The 18290-nt window shown below is 30.3% G+C and carries 15 protein-coding genes and 1 pseudogene; 12 read left to right on the top strand and 4 right to left on the bottom strand.

Features of this window, described 5'->3' with window-relative positions; all coding sequences use genetic code 11:
- The first annotated feature begins 266 nt into the window (after positions 1–266).
- A complete protein-coding gene (locus ACPWTF_RS17615; protein WP_427872331.1) occupies positions 267–3500 on the top strand; it encodes a DUF6443 domain-containing protein in 3234 nt (1077 codons plus the stop codon).
- Complete coding sequence (locus tag ACPWTF_RS17620) at positions 3478–4011, top strand: hypothetical protein (RefSeq protein ID WP_427872332.1); 534 nt, start codon at positions 3478–3480, stop codon at positions 4009–4011. The genes ACPWTF_RS17615 and ACPWTF_RS17620 overlap by 23 nt, the downstream gene beginning before the upstream one ends.
- Positions 4012–4194: 183 nt before the next feature.
- Here the strand turns inward: ACPWTF_RS17620 and ACPWTF_RS17625 are convergent, their stop codons facing one another.
- Complete coding sequence (locus ACPWTF_RS17625) at positions 4195–4464, bottom strand: helix-turn-helix domain-containing protein (RefSeq protein ID WP_427872333.1); 270 nt, start codon at positions 4462–4464, stop codon at positions 4195–4197.
- Positions 4465–4683: 219 nt separating this feature from the next.
- Between ACPWTF_RS17625 and ACPWTF_RS17630 the strand changes: the two genes are divergently transcribed.
- Together ACPWTF_RS17630 and ACPWTF_RS17635 are read left to right on the top strand one after the other, a co-directional pair.
- Entirely contained in the window at positions 4684–5283 is a 600-nt protein-coding gene (locus ACPWTF_RS17630; RefSeq protein ID WP_427872334.1) for an REP-associated tyrosine transposase, read from the top strand.
- A gap of 1015 nt (positions 5284–6298) precedes the next feature.
- Entirely contained in the window at positions 6299–6736 is a 438-nt protein-coding gene (locus tag ACPWTF_RS17635; protein ID WP_427872335.1) for a hypothetical protein, read from the top strand.
- Positions 6737–7548: 812 nt separating this feature from the next.
- Here the strand turns inward: ACPWTF_RS17635 and ACPWTF_RS17640 are convergent.
- Positions 7549–8442, bottom strand: coding sequence for a hypothetical protein (locus tag ACPWTF_RS17640; RefSeq protein WP_427872336.1), 894 nt, complete (start codon positions 8440–8442; stop codon positions 7549–7551).
- A gap of 160 nt (positions 8443–8602) precedes the next feature.
- A complete protein-coding gene (locus ACPWTF_RS17645) occupies positions 8603–9340 on the bottom strand; it encodes a trypsin-like serine protease (protein ID WP_427872337.1) in 738 nt (245 codons plus the stop codon).
- A gap of 682 nt (positions 9341–10022) precedes the next feature.
- Here ACPWTF_RS17645 and ACPWTF_RS17650 point away from each other — a divergent pair.
- From ACPWTF_RS17650 to ACPWTF_RS17680, 7 genes and pseudogenes are all read left to right on the top strand, one after another.
- Positions 10023–11312, top strand: a complete 1290-nt coding sequence (locus ACPWTF_RS17650) for a hypothetical protein (RefSeq protein ID WP_427872338.1) — start codon at positions 10023–10025, stop codon at positions 11310–11312.
- A gap of 14 nt (positions 11313–11326) precedes the next feature.
- On the top strand, positions 11327–12463 hold the full coding sequence (locus ACPWTF_RS17655) for an HNH endonuclease (protein WP_427872339.1): 1137 nt from the start codon (positions 11327–11329) through the stop codon (positions 12461–12463).
- A gap of 25 nt (positions 12464–12488) precedes the next feature.
- Positions 12489–13442, top strand: coding sequence for a hypothetical protein (locus ACPWTF_RS17660; RefSeq protein WP_427872340.1), 954 nt, complete (start codon positions 12489–12491; stop codon positions 13440–13442).
- A 92-nt stretch (positions 13443–13534) separates the two neighbouring features.
- Positions 13535–14863: a hypothetical protein gene (locus ACPWTF_RS17665; RefSeq protein WP_427872341.1), complete on the top strand. Its 1329-nt coding sequence runs from the start codon at positions 13535–13537 to the stop codon at positions 14861–14863.
- 150 nt (positions 14864–15013) lie between these two features.
- Positions 15014–15139 (top strand): annotated as a pseudogene (locus ACPWTF_RS17670) (hypothetical protein); the annotation flags it as partial.
- Positions 15140–15162: 23 nt separating this feature from the next.
- Positions 15163–15435, top strand: coding sequence for a DUF2188 domain-containing protein (locus ACPWTF_RS17675; protein ID WP_427872342.1), 273 nt, complete (start codon positions 15163–15165; stop codon positions 15433–15435).
- 9 nt (positions 15436–15444) lie between these two features.
- Positions 15445–16059: a hypothetical protein gene (locus tag ACPWTF_RS17680; protein ID WP_427872343.1), complete on the top strand. Its 615-nt coding sequence runs from the start codon at positions 15445–15447 to the stop codon at positions 16057–16059.
- 126 nt (positions 16060–16185) lie between these two features.
- Here ACPWTF_RS17680 and ACPWTF_RS17685 read toward each other — a convergent pair whose 3' ends face one another.
- Entirely contained in the window at positions 16186–17055 is an 870-nt protein-coding gene (locus ACPWTF_RS17685) for a hypothetical protein (protein WP_427872344.1), read from the bottom strand.
- Between the two features lie 307 nt (positions 17056–17362).
- Between ACPWTF_RS17685 and ACPWTF_RS17690 the strand changes: the two genes are divergently transcribed.
- Complete coding sequence (locus ACPWTF_RS17690) at positions 17363–18241, top strand: S1 family peptidase (RefSeq protein WP_427872345.1); 879 nt, start codon at positions 17363–17365, stop codon at positions 18239–18241.
- Positions 18242–18290 lie beyond the last annotated feature (49 nt).

The following is an 18290-nucleotide window of genomic DNA, read 5'->3' on the forward strand; positions in this document are numbered from 1 at the left end:
TACATAGAGTGTATTTATATACTCACGCATACATCTGAAGAAAAACCTGCCCAATACATAACCTTTCCATCTATTTTTACCCCCGCTCTCTGAAGAGTTCTTCATGAAAAGCTGCGCAAATGTCTCTGACTTTGCGCATTTTTTTTGTCATATTGAATACAAAAACGTTTCAAAAGTCTGCTAACTTTTTTTGTTTGTCTCTTGTTAGGAGTTTTGTTCTAAAGTCGGAGACTTTGAGAAGCTTATGTTTTTTAGATATGTTTGTTTTGAGTAGCGCAAAGTCAGAGACATTTGCGCAGCAGTACCCAATACAAAAAATCTCAGGAGGGCAGTCATCTACAGGTAAAGACATTATTACACATATGGCTTATGATAGTTTTGGAAGGCAGGTGCAAGAATATCTTCCCTATGAGGCTTCTTCTATAGATATGTCGTATGCGACAGATGCAGAAATGGCAACAAAGGGTTTTTACAATACAGAAAAATACGAAAACACCTCAAATCCCTTTTCACAGAAGGAATTGGAATCATCCCCTTTAAACAGAGTTTTAAGACAGGCAGCACCAGGAAATCCTTGGGCTATGAATGGTGGTCATGAAATTAAATTAAACTATCAGGCTAATACAGCAAACGAAGTTAAATTATACAAAGCGACAGCCACTTGGGATGCTGGTTCAGGTTTGTACGAAATTAGTTTTTCTGATGCTGGAACTTATCAGGCAGGCGAGTTGTTTAAAACCGTTACTTATGACGAGAATACAGCATCTGGGTCAAATGCTGGTACAGAAGAATTTAAAAACAAAGAAGGCCAGGTTGTATTAAAGAGAACCTACGATGCAGGAGAAAAACATGATACGTATTACGTTTATGATCTTTACGGAAATCTTACCTATGTGATTCCGCCAAAAGCAGAAGGAAGTATTAATCAAGATATCTTGAATGGTTTGTGCTACCAATACAAATATGACAATAAAAACCGTTTGGCAGAGAAAAAACTTCCTGGCAAACAATGGGAATTTATTGTTTACGATAAATTAGACCGTCCTGTAGCAACAGGACCTGCATTTTCTCCTTTTAAAGATGAAAACACAGAAGGCTGGATCATTACCAAATACGATGCATTTGGCAGACCAATTTATACAGGATGGAGCAATCAGGCTTCAAATTCGGCAATACGAAAATCGCTGCAGGATGCTCAAAACAGTAAGACTGTGATATTTGAAACGAAACAGACTTCAGGCACTATTGACGGGATAGAAGCGTATTACAGCAACACTATTGAACCGGTAAACTTTAAGCTTTTAACCGTTAATTACTATGATGGCTATGCATTTCCAAACGCGCAGCCTGTACCGACTTCTATTGAAGGGCAAGATGTTTTAAGCAATGTAAAAACACTAACTACAGGTAGCTGGACAAGAGCTATCACTACAGCATCTTCAACAGCAGGAGAAACCAGCACAATATTTTATGATGATAAGGCAAGACCCATAAAAAACTATCTTCAGAATCATTTGGGCGGGTACACTTCAAGCGAAAGCAAAATTGATTTTGCAGGAAAAACATTGTACATCATTACCAAACACAAGAGAACATCTGGCGATGCTGAAATTGTTGTGCGAGAAGAATTTACGTATTCGCCACAAGACCGACTGCTGACACACACGCACCAGATAAATGGAGGAACAGCTGAGCTTTTGGCAGATAATAGCTACGATGCTTTAGGGCAACTGATGAGTAAAAAAACAGGCGGCGATATAGGAAATCCACTTCAGAAAGTAGACTTCCAATACAATATAAGGGGGTGGCTTAAAGAAATTAATAAAATAAACAACTTGCATCAGGGTATATATCCACCTGATTTCTTTGCATTTAAAATTAATTATGATACGTTGCAAAGCGATGTCGCGGGAGCAATGCCGCTTTATAACGGAAATATTTCGGAGACATTCTGGCAAACGATTTCAGATGTAAATGTAAGAACATATGGCTATAAATATGACAACTTAAACCGTCTTAAAAACGCGGTGTACCAAAAGAATGGCCTGACAACGGGTGCTTACGATGAAAACCTGACCTATGATAAAAACGGCAATATCAAAACATTAAGCCGTAAAGGAGATTATGACCAGCAGGTGGGAAATATAGACATCGATGATCTGGTGTACACCTATGCAAACAATTCGAACCAGCTGAATAAAGTGGCTGACAATTCAAATAACATCAGCGGATTTAATGATTTTAATAAAACAGACGATGACTACAGCTATGATGGCAACGGAAATATGATTACCGATAAGAACAAGAACATCACAGCCATTTCATATAATCATTTAAATCTGCCAAAGAAAATAACATTTGGAACAACTGGAAGCATTGAGTATATTTACAACTCGGCAGGACAGAAGCTGAGTAAAATTGTGACTGAAGGAACTGTTGCAGCAGCGACAGATTATTTGGGTGGCTATCAGTACAAAGATAATGTTTTGGAATTTTTCCCGACAGCAGAAGGATATGTAAAGAATGCGGCAGGAGTCCTCTCTTACGTTTTCCAGTACAAAGACCATTTAGGAAACGTTCGATTAAGCTATGCTAAAGACCCCGCAACGCAGAATCTTGAAATTATTGAAGAGAATAACTATTATCCTTTCGGATTAAAGCATAAGGGATATAATGATTATCTGCCGACAGCAAATAAGTTCAAGTATAATGGAAAAGAATTGCAAGACGAGCTAGGACTTAACATGTACGATTATGGGGCACGTAATTATGACCCTGCACTTGGTCGCTGGATGAACATTGACCCACTAGCAGAAAGATATTATGGAATTAATCCATATGCATATGTTTTTAATAATCCAATTGAATTATTTGACCCAAATGGTATGGAGGTTAAATATGTGCGCCAAGAAGGACAAACTCGAAAAGAATTCCGAGAGATGAAAAGGGAATTTAAGAGAGAGAATCGACAACTCATGAAAGATTCAAAAACCCATCGGGATAATTTTAATCAATTAAAAGACTCGAAAAACGTACATAATATTACTTTTAGTAGAAGTGGTGGTTCAGTAACGGAAACTGTAGGGGATATAAATCGAAATGGAGGAAATGGAACAAATATGAATATTGACTTGAGTCAGAAAGGTTCAGAAAATGAATTTGTTGTTGCTCACGAAGTCGGTCATGGAGTAGATATTGATAACGGAGTAGATTCTCCAATTGAAATGCCTAGTGTATCTATAAAGGATAACCCTAATGATGTAGTTCAAAAAACATTTGACACTAATAATCAAAACAAAGAAGTCAATGAGAGAAGCGCATCTCATACTGAAAACATTGTAAGAGGAGAAGTAAGTAATTCAAGGGGAGTTACAGTTCCTTTACGAGAAACATATACTTTGGAAGTACAATATATCAGCCCTTTTTCTGGTAAGGCTGGAGTTAAAAATAAAACTATCAACGTTAAAAATGAAAGTTATGACTATTATAAAAAGAAGTAAGATATTATTTATTGCAATAATTTTTATCGGATGCTCCACGCAAAAACAATCTCAAAACGATATTTGTAAAAAAGTTAATATTGAATCCGAGAATGAATACAGTGGAAATAGTCAAATTATTTTAAATAATTTTTCTGATTTTAATTCAAAATCTAATAAAACACTAGATATAATACGTGTATCTAGTACAACAGGATATGAATATAAGGAGAACTTTAAAAGGATTTTTATCGAAGATGACAAGGTATTTATAATTGAAGACAACAAAACTATTCACGAAGTAAAATTAAATTCAAAGCAATTACAAGAAGCTTTTTTGGAATGTAATGAAATTAAATCATTAATAAATTGTAGTAGTAAAAAATCTCAAAATTATCTATATAGATTTTTTGTAAAGAAAGAAAATAAGATTGTCATGACATTTACGGCTAATAACCAAGTAAAAAATATTGATTCTAATTTAATTAAAAAAGAACTTTTCTTTATTAATTTTTTTGAACAAATAGAATAGTGATTAAAATTATTTGCTACTGCCAAATTATATTTTGAATATATTTTTCAATCTATCAATTACAAGAAGAGAATTACATGTATGAATATTTGCTCTAATTTTGTTGTGTAAGTTTAGTAAAACGAAGCCACTCCGTACGGAGTGGCTTTTGTTTTTTAACTAATGTTAATTATTATACGCCTTCTAATATTCATTGAAACCAGTAAAGAATTCTTCTAATGTAACATTCATTGCTTTGAGAATCTTAATAAGCGTATTTAACTGAATATTTGCTCCAGCTTCATATTTTCCATATTGAGGTCTGCTGATATTATTTTCGTATGCAAAATTTTCTGAATTCGTATAACCAGCTTTTTTTCTGAAATGTCTTAATCTAGCACCAATTTTTTTGAGATATAGAGATTCATCATTTTCTGTTTTTCCCTTACTATTATCACCTTTTTTTAAAGCCATATTACTACTCTTTTTATAGAGCAAATCAATTAAATGTCTTTAAATTATGTAACCCCCGCTCTCCGAAGAGTTCCATATGAAAAGCTGCGCAAATGTCTCTGACTTTGCGCAATTTTTTTGCCTTAGAAATTGTAAACGTGATAAAAGTCTCCGACTTTTTACGATTGTTTCTTAAAAATAAAATAAGAAAGAAAATTATTACTTTTAAGCAAAAAAGAAATGAAAGAAGGTTATATTATTCGAGATCAAAACTTGCCCCATTTTATTACCCCAACAGTTGTAGACTGGATTGATATTTTTACGCGTAAATGTTATCGCGACATAGTTATTGAATGTCTAGATTACTGCATTAAAAATAAGGGAATGATTTTATATGGTTATGTGATTATGAGTAATCATATGCATTTGGTAATACAATCGGAGAATGGAAAATTGTCAGATTTAATTAGAGATTTTAAAAAGTTTATAGCAAAAAGTATCTTAGAAAAAATTCAAAGCAGTCCTGAAAGCAGACGAGAATGGATGCTACAGCGATTTGAACTTGCCACGCAAAGCCATCAGCGAAATAAAAAATATCAATTTTGGCAATACGGAAATCATGCAGAAGAAATTTATTCAATAAATTTTATGTGGTCAAAGCTCCATTATATACATTTGAATCCTGTTAGAGCTGGATTGGTGGCAAAAGCTTCAGATTACATTTATTCAAGTGCAAGTAGTTATGTAAATGATTCGGGATTATTAGAAATTGTGAAAGCTGATAATCCAGTAATTGATGTATTAGATTCAAAATCGGTAAATCTTTATAACTTGTATTAAGTTTAGCTTTAAAGTCGGAGACCTTTTAGAAGTTTACGGTTTTTAAGACGAAGATGAGGTGGCGCAAAGTCAGAGACATTTGCGCAGCGCTAGTGAAGAACACTTTGCGGAGCAGGAGATAGCTAGTCCAATCTCCAAAGAGGTACTCATAAAAAGCTGCGCAAATGTCTCTGACTTTGCGCATTTTTTTGTCATATTGAATACAAAAACGTCTCAAAAGTCTGCTGACTTTTTTTGTTTATCTCTTGTTAGGAGTTTTGTTATAAAGTCGGAGACTTTTAGACGCTTATGTTTTTTAGATATATTTGTTTTGAGTAGCGCAAAGTCAGAGACATTTGCGCAGTACTAATGAAGAAGATTATGCGGAGCAGGGAAAATCTTATTGAAAGATATGGTTGTAAGCTATTGTTCGAAAAAAAGACGAATCAGGCAATAGATTTATTTAAGCTAAATAATCACCTTTTTCCAGACTCCACCTATGGCTATTATTATATAAGTGAGGCATATAGGTTTTCAGGTCAAAAAAAGCAAGCGATTGAATATCTAAAGTTATACATTGAAAAAGAGCCAGAAGACAATGATGCTAAATTAAAATATAAATTGCTAATGAAATAGCTAGTCCAATCTCCGAAGAGTTCCTCATAAAAAGCTGCGCAAATGTCTCTGACTTTGCGCATTTTTTTCCTCATATTGAATACAAAAACGTCTCAAAAGTCTGCTGACTTTTTTTGTTTGTCTCTTGTTAGGAGTTTTGTTCTAAAGTCGGAGACTTTGAGACGCTTATGTTTTTTAGATATATTTGTTTTGAGTAGCGCAAAGTCAGAGACATTTGCGCAGCAGTACTAATTAATAAGACTATGCGGAGCGGGGGATGAACTAGATGTTATGAAAAATATAGATAATCCAATAAGAAATGAGAAAGGGGCTAAGGAAAGAGCGATTCCACAAATAACCAATTAAAATGAGACATAGATATATATTATTTTTTGCACTAGTAATGTGCATTAGTTGTAAAATGGATAAGGATAAAAATGAAAAATATAATATAGGTTTATTTTTCAGAAATACGAGTTGGGTCAAATTTAATGACGAAACATTAAAGGATAGTAATTTGCAACATTTTATTAATGCTAAAATTGATTTTTTCCACAGAGAGAATTTTTTTATGTTTATGCAAAAATCTGAGTATAATGATCCGTATAATGAGTTTTATTTAATTGAGATTGAAAAACCAAAAGGCGAAAGCCCAATCTCAAAAAAAATAATTGTAGTCTTATTTAACAATAGTGTTAAATCAATAGCACTACAGAAACAGATTGATAAATGGGATGAAATTAATTTGTCTGATAATGAACTTAAAAAGTATAAATATGATGGTTTAAAAAAATCATATAAAACTGATACTTGTGAATATATAATGATTACAAAGATTATTGATGACAAGTTTAATTAGACGTTAGCTTGAAAAGCAAATATCAAAATAATTACGGGTGCATTTTTGAACCCGAAATTATTTTTAAATCCTTTTGTAAAGTCTCTTTTTCTTTTTTGGTTTAAATTGTTTCGAAACATAATCATTTACTTTTTCTCCACGGAGTAGAATATCTGCAAGATTTTCTTTTACATACTCCTCTGCTAGCGCGGGTAGTATTTCAAATTTAGTGATATGAGATTTTAGATTTCTAATGTATTGAAATAGAATAAAAATCAGTAAAAATAATTTAAATAAGCTAAAATGAGTAAAAACCCGCACAGAGAATCAGAAAGGTATGTAAACAAAAAAAGCTCCAGATTTCTCTGAAGCTTTTGTCTTAGTAGCGGGAACAGGACTCGAACCTGTGTCCGCCGCGGCGGATATGAGTCCGACGAGCGGTTAAAATTTTGAATAAAAAAAACACCAACTTTTTCAAGTGGTGTTTTACTTAGTAGCCCTAACGGGACAATTCTCGAACCATTTTACAGATGATTTAAATAAAATAAATATCAAGCAATATTAAATTATTCGGTTCAAATCTCATGTAGGTCACTATAAAATTTAAAAGCCTGCAAAGTGTATATTTTGCAGGCTTTTTTTGGTTCTAAAATTTATATGATCTTTTTCCTAGTTTTGAAAATGCCTATATTTACAGGGAATTTTGGTTCGAAGCCCATCAAGGATTTATTTTTTACATTAATTATACGGATAATATAATTTTTAAATTCGCCTCCAGCTTATTTCAAATTCAAAATCATAATTAACGTTATAATAGTTATTTTGGTGTGCAGTTATGTAGTTCTTTCTTTTAATATTTTGTCGAAATCTGTTCCCACTTTATCAATCAACCCCGAAAAATGGCAAAAATAAAGTTCGCCGTTTTTATCATTTTCTTTTATGGAAATTATACCATCGTCAAATTCCGCTAAATGAAAATAATCTCCATCATCCAATCCTGTTCTCTGTATTTCAGAGATACCTGAAATTCGAAATTCCTGAAATTCCAAGCCCTCGGTTTGCTCAATGATTTGTATGTAACCATGTGGAAGGAATGAGTCAATTTTCCGTTTAAATATCTCAATTTGCTGTGGAATTAACGGATTATACGCAGTTTTAATTGGTTTCACTTTTGCAATCTCTCCAATCACGCCATTAAAATTTGGAATCGTCTTGAATTCTGTTTTTTCGATACTAATTACAACTTTCTCATTTGGATCATTGTTAATCTTTTTACTAATTACTTCTATATTGTCGGTTTTTTGAATTCGCTTGGGATTTGGTCTTATTTTCCATCCCCAAATCCTACCGTCATAACTATTAAATTCAATGCTGTATTTTTCTTCATTTACTTTAAATCTAATCGTTACAATTTTACTATCATCTTGTCTTGAGTATTTTAAGTCAGGCGACATTTTTTTATCTCCATATAGTTCTATTGACATACTCTTCTCCCAGTACTGCCTCCATTTACGCTTATTTTCGAAGTATTCAATTTGCTTCTTGATTTTTTCAGCTAAATCAGGATCAAACATAGATATAAAAATATCCAAAAGTTTTTTTTCGAGTTTCGTATAACCTTTTCTATTGAATTTTGGTCTGCGGATTTGAATTAAAATAAATGCTAATCCAAAATACAAAATTATTAATCCTGCAATTATACTTAATAATATTATGAGAATTTCCATTGTTTGGCGTTTCTGTTATTTACTGTGCACTTCAAGCACTACAGAGGTTTTGAACTAAATTAAACCCATTATTCTGATTTGCCTAATCTTCCAAATACAAAACCATATTTAAATCAAACCAAATCCCCAATTTGCTTGTAGCGTGTGTTGGCAGCTTTGTTTATTTTAGTTTTGCAATTATTTGGTCAATTGAAATTGCAAAAACAACATCTTTAATATCTGAATCAGCTGGAAGTCCAAATGACATCAGTCCTATGACTTTATTATTGCAAATTAATGGGCCACCTGACATTCCAACATTTGCTTTAAAGGATGGCTGAATTACTGTTATATTATTTAATTTTACATCATTTGCATTTACTGAAATTTTTCTAATTTCAACAATCTGTCCTGATGCATCAGATTTACTGTTCTCTAAATTGTAATCGTCAATTATTAAAATATTATTTTCCCAATGTGCATTAGTTATTGGCATATTAATTAAATGTCCAAAATTTTCAACGGCATCGTTTTGTTTAGCGTTAGTTTCAGATATTAGTAAATTACATTTTTGTAATTCCGGTAATTTAATAATAGTGGATTCTATTTCTTCCATTGATTCTAGATAGTCTGCTGAAAGAGGTATAATTAATTTTGTACCCCTTTTAAGTAACCAGAACTGCACAAATTTGTAACCAGGATTTGGTTGGTAATTAATTGCATTTAGTACGTGATTTGCCGTTAGAGCTATTGAGTCTTTTATTAAAAAAGCTGTACCGCAAATACCACCTGTTACAGGCGTTTCTCCAGGTGTATTGTATGAAATCTTGACAACTGCAAAAACTGAATTGTCTATTTGTGCCTCAGCATTAGTCATAAAATAAATTATTAAAATTATTGATAATATATACTTTTTCATTTTTTGATTGAAAATTGCATTAGATTCTTGAATTCTCCAGCTCTGTGCGGTCATTGCTGACAACTTGTATATACTACTGACAACATCAGACTTATCATCCCAAAATTCGGTAGATATGTCTGACAAGGGTCAGGGTTTATTTATTATCAAATATATAATAATAAACTTATAAATAATCAAAAGAACTTTTAGTTCGTTGAATGCTTTTGGTAATGACAGTGTATAAAATTCAATGGACTTGCTGTTTAATAGAATCAACGTTAACTCGGTTTTTCAATAATAATATTAACGTCGAATCAAAAAAATAAACATCATTTAAAATTTTCAAATCTTCCATTAAATGGTTCGAATTCTGTACCGTCAAGGTCACAAAAAGCATTGTTTTAAAGGGTTTTTAAAGATTTTAGTCAACATTTAGTTAATAAGAATTGATTAATGGGACTAAAACCTTTCTTTATAGTTGTACTGTATCATAGTAATCATTTCTATTATAACCCTATCGTTAAATAATTAGGTATATATACCTGACAATTTATAGATTAATAATTTATATTTTTGATAAAGATAAATCAAGATTTAAATTTTATGGTGTTAGTAGAATAAGTGTAAAAAAAGACACATTAGCAAGAATTATTAAAAATAAAATTTAAGTAAGATTAAAGGAACTTTTAATCAAGAGAAAATGAGATTAACTAATCAAGTATATGGAGTGTCAAATGAATTGATTGATACTTATATTGAGAGAGAAAGTGTAGATGAGGCTTTTACGAAAGGTTTGCAAAAAAATAAGCATATCATAGTTTATGGGGCTTCAAAGCAAGGGAAAACATCTCTAACTAATAAGCATTTAGATGAGAACTCTTATATCAAGGTAAATTGTTCTCCTACTTCTTCAACACTTGATATTTATAATTCTATTGCTAGACAATTAAACGTCGATATAGTGGAGTCTTATGAAGTAACTACAACTATTGGAGGCGAAGCGAAAATTGGTTTAAAAGCGAAAATACGTTTTCCCTTTTTTGGAGGCGCAGACGCTGAAAGTGAAGCAGCTATTACCAGAGAAAATGAAAATGCAAAGTCTTATAAAATTATTGATTACAATTTAGCTTTAGCTCAAGATCTATCAGAGTTGTTGAGAAAGATAAATTTTAAAAAAAGAATAATTTTAGAAAATTTTCATTATTTAAGTGAGGAAGTTCAGAAACAGCTTGCTATCGATTTGAGAATCTTTGAAGATTATAATATACTGTTTATCATTTTAGGAATCTGGAGAGAAAAAAACAGATTAGCTCAATTTAATGGAGATCTTGTAGATCGAGTAATTGAAGTACCTGTAGAGCCATGGGAAAAAGATGATTTAAAAAGAATTGTAAATGAGGGTTTGGTATTATTAAATGTTGACTTACGAAATATAGTTGATTATATTATTGAAAGTTGTTTTGATAGTGTTGGTGTATTTCAAGAAATTTGTAAAGAAGCATGTTATTCAGCAGGTGTACATCAAACACAAGAAGTACTGATAGAAATAACGCAATATCATGTTGATCTTGCAATTAAAAAGAAATTAGAAGATTATTCAAGTAGACATTCTAGATGTCTAGAAAGTTTTATAGAACAAAAGGCACGTAGTTCACAAGAAATTCCTCTCTACATTCCTTACTATTTTGTTAAGGTTTTATTTAGGGAGTCAATTGAGAACATAATTCAAGGACTTAAAAGGAAACCACTTCAGGAACAGATAAAAGCATTACATCACAGACCTGATGATGTAAGACCATCTGATATGGGATACTTTCTAAAAAACATAGTGTCTAGTCAAGTTTTAAAAGGTATTTCTCCCCCTATTTTTGATTATGATAATAGTACAAGTTCTGTAAAGGTTATTGATTCAACTTTTTATTTTTTTATTAAAAATTGTAATAGAGAAGAAGTCTCTGATGATTTAACGATTCCAGATGGACTTCAGTAATTTTTAAAAATGCAATGGCAAAAACAACATTTGATAATTTAGTAAGAAGTGCAATTTGGACAACTTACAAGAATACTTGTTTTTACTGTAATCGACCATTGGACTGGGGAGATTTGCATATTGATCATATAATTCCTGAATCTATCTCAAAAAAAATAGAAGTATTTGTAAAAGTTAAAAAAGATTTTGAACTCAATGAAGAGTTTTCTCTAAATGATTTACACAATTTAGTGCCATCACATAGTAAATGTAATCATAGAAAGAGCGATAATTTGTTTAGTAAAAGTACCACTTTGTTTTATCTTTCAATTACTACTCAAAAGGTCTCAAAAATTGAAATAGAAATTGAAAGACTACGAAAAAACAAGAGCAAAGGTCAAATTCTTGCAAAATTACAATGTGCAATTTCTGAAAATACATTAAGTGTTAAAGATCTAAAAAAGGTATTAATCGAAATTGAAAAAAATGATTGGGATATTAAAAAGATAACCCTACCAATTGGAATGCATTTTATTGATGAAGTTTATGATGTTTTTTATCTTAATAGTGACTTTTCTACTTTGCTTAATAAGAAACTATTACTTGGTAATGATGAACAATTCTTAGAATTAGTTAATGATAAGGATGAAAAAATAAATGTATCAACATTGAATGAGTGGAAAGATGCCACCAAAAATAATTTTTATCCATTTACCACTTATGCAATCAAAACATCAGCAACATTTACATTTTTTGGGGAATTAATTCATGCTTTAAAAAATGCAAGAATGCCAAAGATATCTTTTATAAATAATCCATGGATTGATATCGATATGCTTGAATTTCTGTCTCCTAATATTTTAATTGACTTTGAAGGAAGATTAATAGAATATACTAAAATGGGGTTGTCAATTAAAGATTTAGTTAATAATGGAATTGTAAAAGTCAATTCATCAGGTAATTTTAAAATAAGTCTAGAATTTGAAGGAATCGAAACATCTTTACTAGAGCAGTTTAGGGCAGATTTTAATAATGATGGAGTTGAGGAAATATTTGTTAGAGGCTGGGTCAGAGCAACAACAGGAACTCTTGGTTTTGGATTTACAAGCATTCTCACGAAGCTTTCAGAAAAACATTTAATAGAGCAAATCGATTATAAAGAATTTATATAATTTAATTAAGTATCTAAGTATTATTATGGAAGTTTTTTTAGCGCATATCTTTTTTGCAATTATACTTTTTCTTATTATTAATTGGATAGGTAAACATTCATACTCAATTGGTTATATTGGGATAACAATTTTTACAAAATCAACAGAAGCACCAGCTTTGAATTTTTTGATTAGGGTATTATCACCGATTGTATACATAATTATTATATCGTCAATTTTGTATTATTTAGGATTAGATGTTTTTGTTAAGAATATTTATTTAGTAAATATTTATTATCTAGTTTTTAGATTGATCGTTAATCTTATAACATTTAGAGGAAGATTGCTTAATTGGTATGAACAATTTCTTTACTGGATTTTCATAATTTTTTTATCGTATTTATTCTATGAAAAAATAATAAAAATTAAAGAAAATATCCTACCTGATTTTACTACAATAGCCAATGAATTGTGGATAATAATATTAGTTTTCTTGTTTCAGGTATCTAATAAAATAAAATTCTCCGAAAAAGGAACTGAAAAAAGGAGAGCTAATTATTTAAAAGCACAATATTTATATTTTAATAAATTATATGGAGCATCGATTAGGGAAATCACTAAAAATGAAATTCTTGAATCTGTTGTTTTTGCGATTTTAATTTATGAGAATTTCAATAGACCAAAAGTTATTAGGATTGTTGAGAATTTAAAACATAAGTTTTCTAATAAAAGTCATACTCTTGGTGTAATGCAAGTTAGGACTGATTCAATTATTGATGATTATGAAAGTGTTATTTTGGGAACATCTAAAGTTGTTTTTTCCTATCAAAAATTTATAAATGAGAATAAAAATGAAGAGGAAATAAATTGGGAATGGAAGATATTAAGTAAAATTATTTCAGACTATAATTCAGGATATGATTATCAAAATGAAGTAACTGATTTATTTTATCAAGTTAAAGACTTATTTTACAAAGACACAAAAGATAGGATAGTGTAAGGATTTGTCGGATAAAAATGTAATAATATTTGAAAAATTGAGTGCTGAAATAAAAACGATTCTACTTTAATATGCTAATTCTCTAAGTAGTAATGAATAAAATAATTGCAATTGCCATAGATGAATATAACGATCCAAAAATTACGAACTTAAGTAATTGTGTAAGAGATTTAAATTCCTTGATTGATGTTTTGACTAGAGCGTATCAATTTGACGAAGTAGAATTATATGCGAAGCCTCAACAAACAACTCTATCATTCTTGTATAATGAGATTCAAAACGAATTAATTAATGCTTTAGAAGAAGATAAAATTCTAATTTTGTTTGCTGGCCATGGAGAATTTAATTCAAGGCTTAAAAAATCCTATTGGTTATGCTCAGATTCAGATAAGAATAGTGTTACTACATGGTTTAATCTAAGCGATTTATTAAGCTTCTTTGATGCTTCAGAGGCAAATCATATTGCGCTAATTTCGGATAGTTGTTTTTCTGGGGCTATATTTGAGATAAGTAGAGGGGGAGGTTTAAATGCTTTAGAAAATAAAAGGTCTAGGCAAGCATTAACATCTGGCGGGATTGAGAAAGTTCTTGATGGAGAAATGGGGAAGAATAGTTTGTTTAATGTTACTCTAAAAAAAATATTACTTGAAAATAAATTAGAAAGTCTTTCATTTAATACACTAGCTGAAAATTTAATATTGAGCTTTAATTCTACCACTAAGCAGACGCCTGCATACGGAGCTTTAGCAAGTTCAGGGGATAATGGAGGAGCTTATTTTTTTAACCTTAAGAAAAGTGAAGAAGAAAAAATCATAACTGTTTTGCAAATTCCTTTAGATTTAAATACTGATGTTAAAATTGAAAGCAGTTTCGAAATCCCTTTTTTTAATGAGAATAAAATTTTTAACTCCCAATTTATCAATGCTTTTGTACAGCAATTAGGTTTTTCAATTATTAACGACATAAGAGTTTTTATAGCACAGGATGAAGGTTATGCAGTTACACGTAGTAATGAGATGCAATTTTCTTTGGATGTAAGTTACGTAATTGAAACTAATAATGATAAATATTTGAGTTTAATAATTAATAGACAAGATTTTTTAGGTAGTTTTCATCCAAATCATTACATATATACATTAAATTTTGAGTTCAATCCCGATAGAAAAATTACACTGTACGATATAATTGACTATAGTGGCTACAAAAATTTGGAAGATTTTCTGGAAAAAATGATAGATAAGCATGCTGATGATGAGGCAAAAAAAATGTTGCATGAATATTCAAAATTTGAATATTTTTATAATATGGAATTTAGTTTTAATGATGATTATTTTACCATTTACTATTTTAATCTTTTTCCACACGCTTTTCAAGCATTAGGTTTTCTGTCTATCCCTAGGTGTGAGATCACCTTAAAGTAATTTTTTAAATTAATACTGTTTTAATATTACAGCTGTTAAATAGCTTTAAAATAAATAACCTTGAAAGATCTATCTAAAAGACATAGAAATCACGAGATTGAAACTTTATAGGAAAGATTTTTTAATAACCAAGTTCCTGTAAATTGGGTTGTAAATAAGTTACAGTTAGATTATGGAACTGATTTAAATTGTGAAGTAGTAATTGATAAAGCTGTTACAGGTATGAATTTTTTTGTGCAGTTGAAAGGCAAACAATTTATATCCCTAAATAATTGAAAATTATTTAATATCTTTGGTATATGAAAAGGAAGTCAATTTATACAAAAAAACTTGGTCAGTCTGTAGCTTCAAAAGCTCATTCCTTGGGTATTGCGAAGTATCATGTGATTTCTATTGACTCAAATTGGTCAGTAGTATCAGAAGGAAATGTAAGAGCTACACGTTCTTTTAGAACCGTTGAGCAAGCTGTAGATTTTGCTAAAGAAAAAGCTTCAGAAAAAACAGGTGAAGTTGTGGTGCATGCAAATACTGGTCAAATTAAAGACCGCATTTCTTACAGTCATAATAAATAGTGCTACGCTATGGCTTTTGAAAATAATGTTTTTATAAATTGTCCATTTGATAGTGAATATAGCCCCTTATTGCGGGCTTTAGTTTTTTCAACTCTTTATCTTGAACTACAACCTTTTTTATCTCAAACTCTTTCGTCTTCTAACATTCGGATAAATCAAATTAAGCATCATATCAAGTCTTGTAAATATGGAATCCATGATTTATCAAGAAGTAAAGCAATGGTTAAAGGAGAATTACCAAGATTCAATATGCCATACGAATTGGGATTAGATATTGGCGCAAGTGAATATGGCAATAAATTATTGAGAACAAAAAAAATACTCATTTTAGAAACAGAACGTTACCATTATCAAAAAGTTATCTCTGACATTGCAGGACAAGATATTTCAAATCATGATGATGATCCTAAAACACTAATTAAAAAAGTACGTAATTGGATGTCTGCTAATACGACAAACACAGTTTCTCCTTATACAGAAATTTGGATTGCTTTTAATCAATTCACGGAGGATTTACAAATTACTCTTCTCGCAACTCATACACCTGAAGATATAGAAGATATGCCAATTGGTGATTATATTAAATTTGTCAAAGACTGGATTCCAAGTTTTAAAAATAATTAAACTATTCGTAGTCTTTTGTCATAACTGTGGCTTTAGTTCTTTATTCGTAGCGTTGAACGTTTAAAAATCAAAACAAATTATAAAGGTTATACTTTATTTTATTAATATCATGGTAAATTTGTTTTTTTAATCGATATAAAACTTAGCCAAATGCGCTCTTAATAGATCTTCATGAGATTGGATTGGATATCCAAAATAATTCGTTTTCTTTCGTGGAGTTAAAAGATAAAATTTATCTATAAAAATTTTTTTATTATCACTCGAATAATATGACCCTTTTAATCTAAATGCATACATAAGATAATAGGAATTATCTTTAGGGATAGACAATGTATTCGTTTGCTTTTCCTCCTTTCTTATTGTTTCCCCTTTATAAAATACTCGATAATTTTTTTCAATAGTTCTAATATCTCCATTGGGTATAAAGGCAAAAATATCAAATCTGAGATCTATATTAAGACTTTTGGCGTCATGCGAATTAATATCGTATTCTACCTTGTAAGTTTTTCTTTCAAAATATGTACTGTCCTTTATTTCTAATCTTGTTAATGAAATTAAAGGAGTTTCATTATTAATTTGTGTAATTCTTATTGAGTCTTTTAATTTTAAAACTTGATTCTTAATCGTGTCATATTGCAATCCTTGTTTTTTAAATGCAATTGAGAGATTATTAAAAAGTTTTTCGGTAGATCGATCAACACCTTTACTTATACCGATTGTAATTACACTATCTCTAGAATTCTGTTCTTTTTTTAGTAGAAATTCGTTATTCTTTGAAATACGTTGATTGTTTACTTCCTGTAAAGTTAAAACTAGCCCAATTAATGTTCCAATTGCAATAGCTTGCCATCCCCTTTTGGTATATTTTTTCCACCAGCTACGAAATCTGTTATTAGTTAACCCTCCTTTCGCGGTAACCATAGTTAACCAAAAAGTCAGTACTGCGATAATTAATACAAAAAACAAACTATTTATTGTAAAAAATTTTTGTTCCATTCAGATAAGATCTAAGTTTAAAAAGTATGAATATTGTTGCTATATTAAAAAACTAATTTTATATAATTTTACGGATTTACATAAAATGGACTTTCATTTAATATTTGTTAGACAATATTATATACTTTATTATAAATAAAAAAATAAGAAAAATCTGTAAAATTAATTCAAAATAGATTATATTTACAATTTAATTACACCGAAGTAGAATTAATCAAGTAAGCTTATAAATTCAATCTTGATAAAATAATAATACTAATCCAACCTTTTCAATCTAAAAGCTCTCTATATAATAAAAAACAATTTTATGAAAACAATTAAGGTCATTTTATTTTTTCTTATTACAAAAGTATGTTTTTGTCAAAATTTACATTTAACAGAAATGCTGACATATAACACGATACGAATTTCAACTGAAATCGCTACAGGTACAGGTTTTTTTTTCAACTTTAAAGTTAAAAATGATTCTCTCTCTAAAATGCATATCCCGACTATAATTACTAATAGACATGTGATTAATGGAGCGAATAAGATTTTTCTTTATTTTAGAAAATCTATAAATGGTCAGCCTGAAAACGGTTCAGCATTTGTAGTTGAGATACATAATACGGTGAAAAATGTTATTGCACATCCGAATCCTAAAATTGATTTAGTAGCTATTCCAATAGCATCCATTATAAATCAATTAGCTATCAATGGAGTAGTCCCTTTTACAGTTGGTTTTACTGAAAAAGAAGTCCCCTCTGATGAATTTCAAAAAAAAGAATTTAAAGCATTTGAAGAAATTTATATGATTGGCTATCCAAGAGGATTATGGGATGAAATTAATAACATGCCAATTGTACGTGAAGGAATTACAGCAACTTCTCCTTATTTAGACTATAATGGAAGTAGAGAATTTTTAATTGACATAGCAGCTTTTGGTGGATTTAGTGGTTCACCAGTTTTTATGTATAATAACTCCGGTTACTCTGATAAATCAGGAGGTATAAATGTAGGTGGTTCCAGATTGTATTTATTAGGGGTATTATATTCAGGACCACAATATTCAATAAATGGGACTGTAACAAAATCTCAACCTGGCTCTCAAGCGGATAAGACAGAGTCTCAAATACCTATGAATTTAGGATATGTTATTAAAGCTAGTGAGATATTAGCATTTGAAGCTTTGCTAAATGGGAGATAATGGATTAGAATTTGATCCTTGATAAAGATGCATTCTAATTAAGTACATG

Origin of the sequence: Flavobacterium sp. MMS24-S5, from assembly GCF_050320125.1 — a bacterium.
Classification (GTDB): Bacteria; Bacteroidota; Bacteroidia; order Flavobacteriales; family Flavobacteriaceae; genus Flavobacterium; species Flavobacterium tyrosinilyticum.

Bases quoted from the DNA above. Each gene is read 5' to 3' on its own strand.
- ACPWTF_RS17665 (WP_427872341.1), top strand. From the start codon at position 13,535: ATGAATAAAATAATTGCAATTGCCATAGATGAATATAACGATCCAAAA.
- ACPWTF_RS17680 (WP_427872343.1), top strand. From the start codon at position 15,445: ATGGCTTTTGAAAATAATGTTTTTATAAATTGTCCATTTGATAGTGAA.
- ACPWTF_RS17690 (WP_427872345.1), top strand. From the start codon at position 17,363: ATGAAAACAATTAAGGTCATTTTATTTTTTCTTATTACAAAAGTATGT.
- ACPWTF_RS17650 (WP_427872338.1), top strand. From the start codon at position 10,023: ATGAGATTAACTAATCAAGTATATGGAGTGTCAAATGAATTGATTGAT.
- ACPWTF_RS17645 (WP_427872337.1), bottom strand. From the start codon at position 9,340: ATGAAAAAGTATATATTATCAATAATTTTAATAATTTATTTTATGACT.
- ACPWTF_RS17685 (WP_427872344.1), bottom strand. From the start codon at position 17,055: ATGGAACAAAAATTTTTTACAATAAATAGTTTGTTTTTTGTATTAATT.
- ACPWTF_RS17640 (WP_427872336.1), bottom strand. From the start codon at position 8,442: ATGGAAATTCTCATAATATTATTAAGTATAATTGCAGGATTAATAATT.
- ACPWTF_RS17625 (WP_427872333.1), bottom strand. From the start codon at position 4,464: ATGGCTTTAAAAAAAGGTGATAATAGTAAGGGAAAAACAGAAAATGAT.
- ACPWTF_RS17675 (WP_427872342.1), top strand. From the start codon at position 15,163: ATGAAAAGGAAGTCAATTTATACAAAAAAACTTGGTCAGTCTGTAGCT.
- ACPWTF_RS17630 (WP_427872334.1), top strand. From the start codon at position 4,684: ATGAAAGAAGGTTATATTATTCGAGATCAAAACTTGCCCCATTTTATT.
- ACPWTF_RS17660 (WP_427872340.1), top strand. From the start codon at position 12,489: ATGGAAGTTTTTTTAGCGCATATCTTTTTTGCAATTATACTTTTTCTT.
- ACPWTF_RS17635 (WP_427872335.1), top strand. From the start codon at position 6,299: ATGGATAAGGATAAAAATGAAAAATATAATATAGGTTTATTTTTCAGA.
- ACPWTF_RS17620 (WP_427872332.1), top strand. From the start codon at position 3,478: ATGACTATTATAAAAAGAAGTAAGATATTATTTATTGCAATAATTTTT.
- ACPWTF_RS17655 (WP_427872339.1), top strand. From the start codon at position 11,327: ATGGCAAAAACAACATTTGATAATTTAGTAAGAAGTGCAATTTGGACA.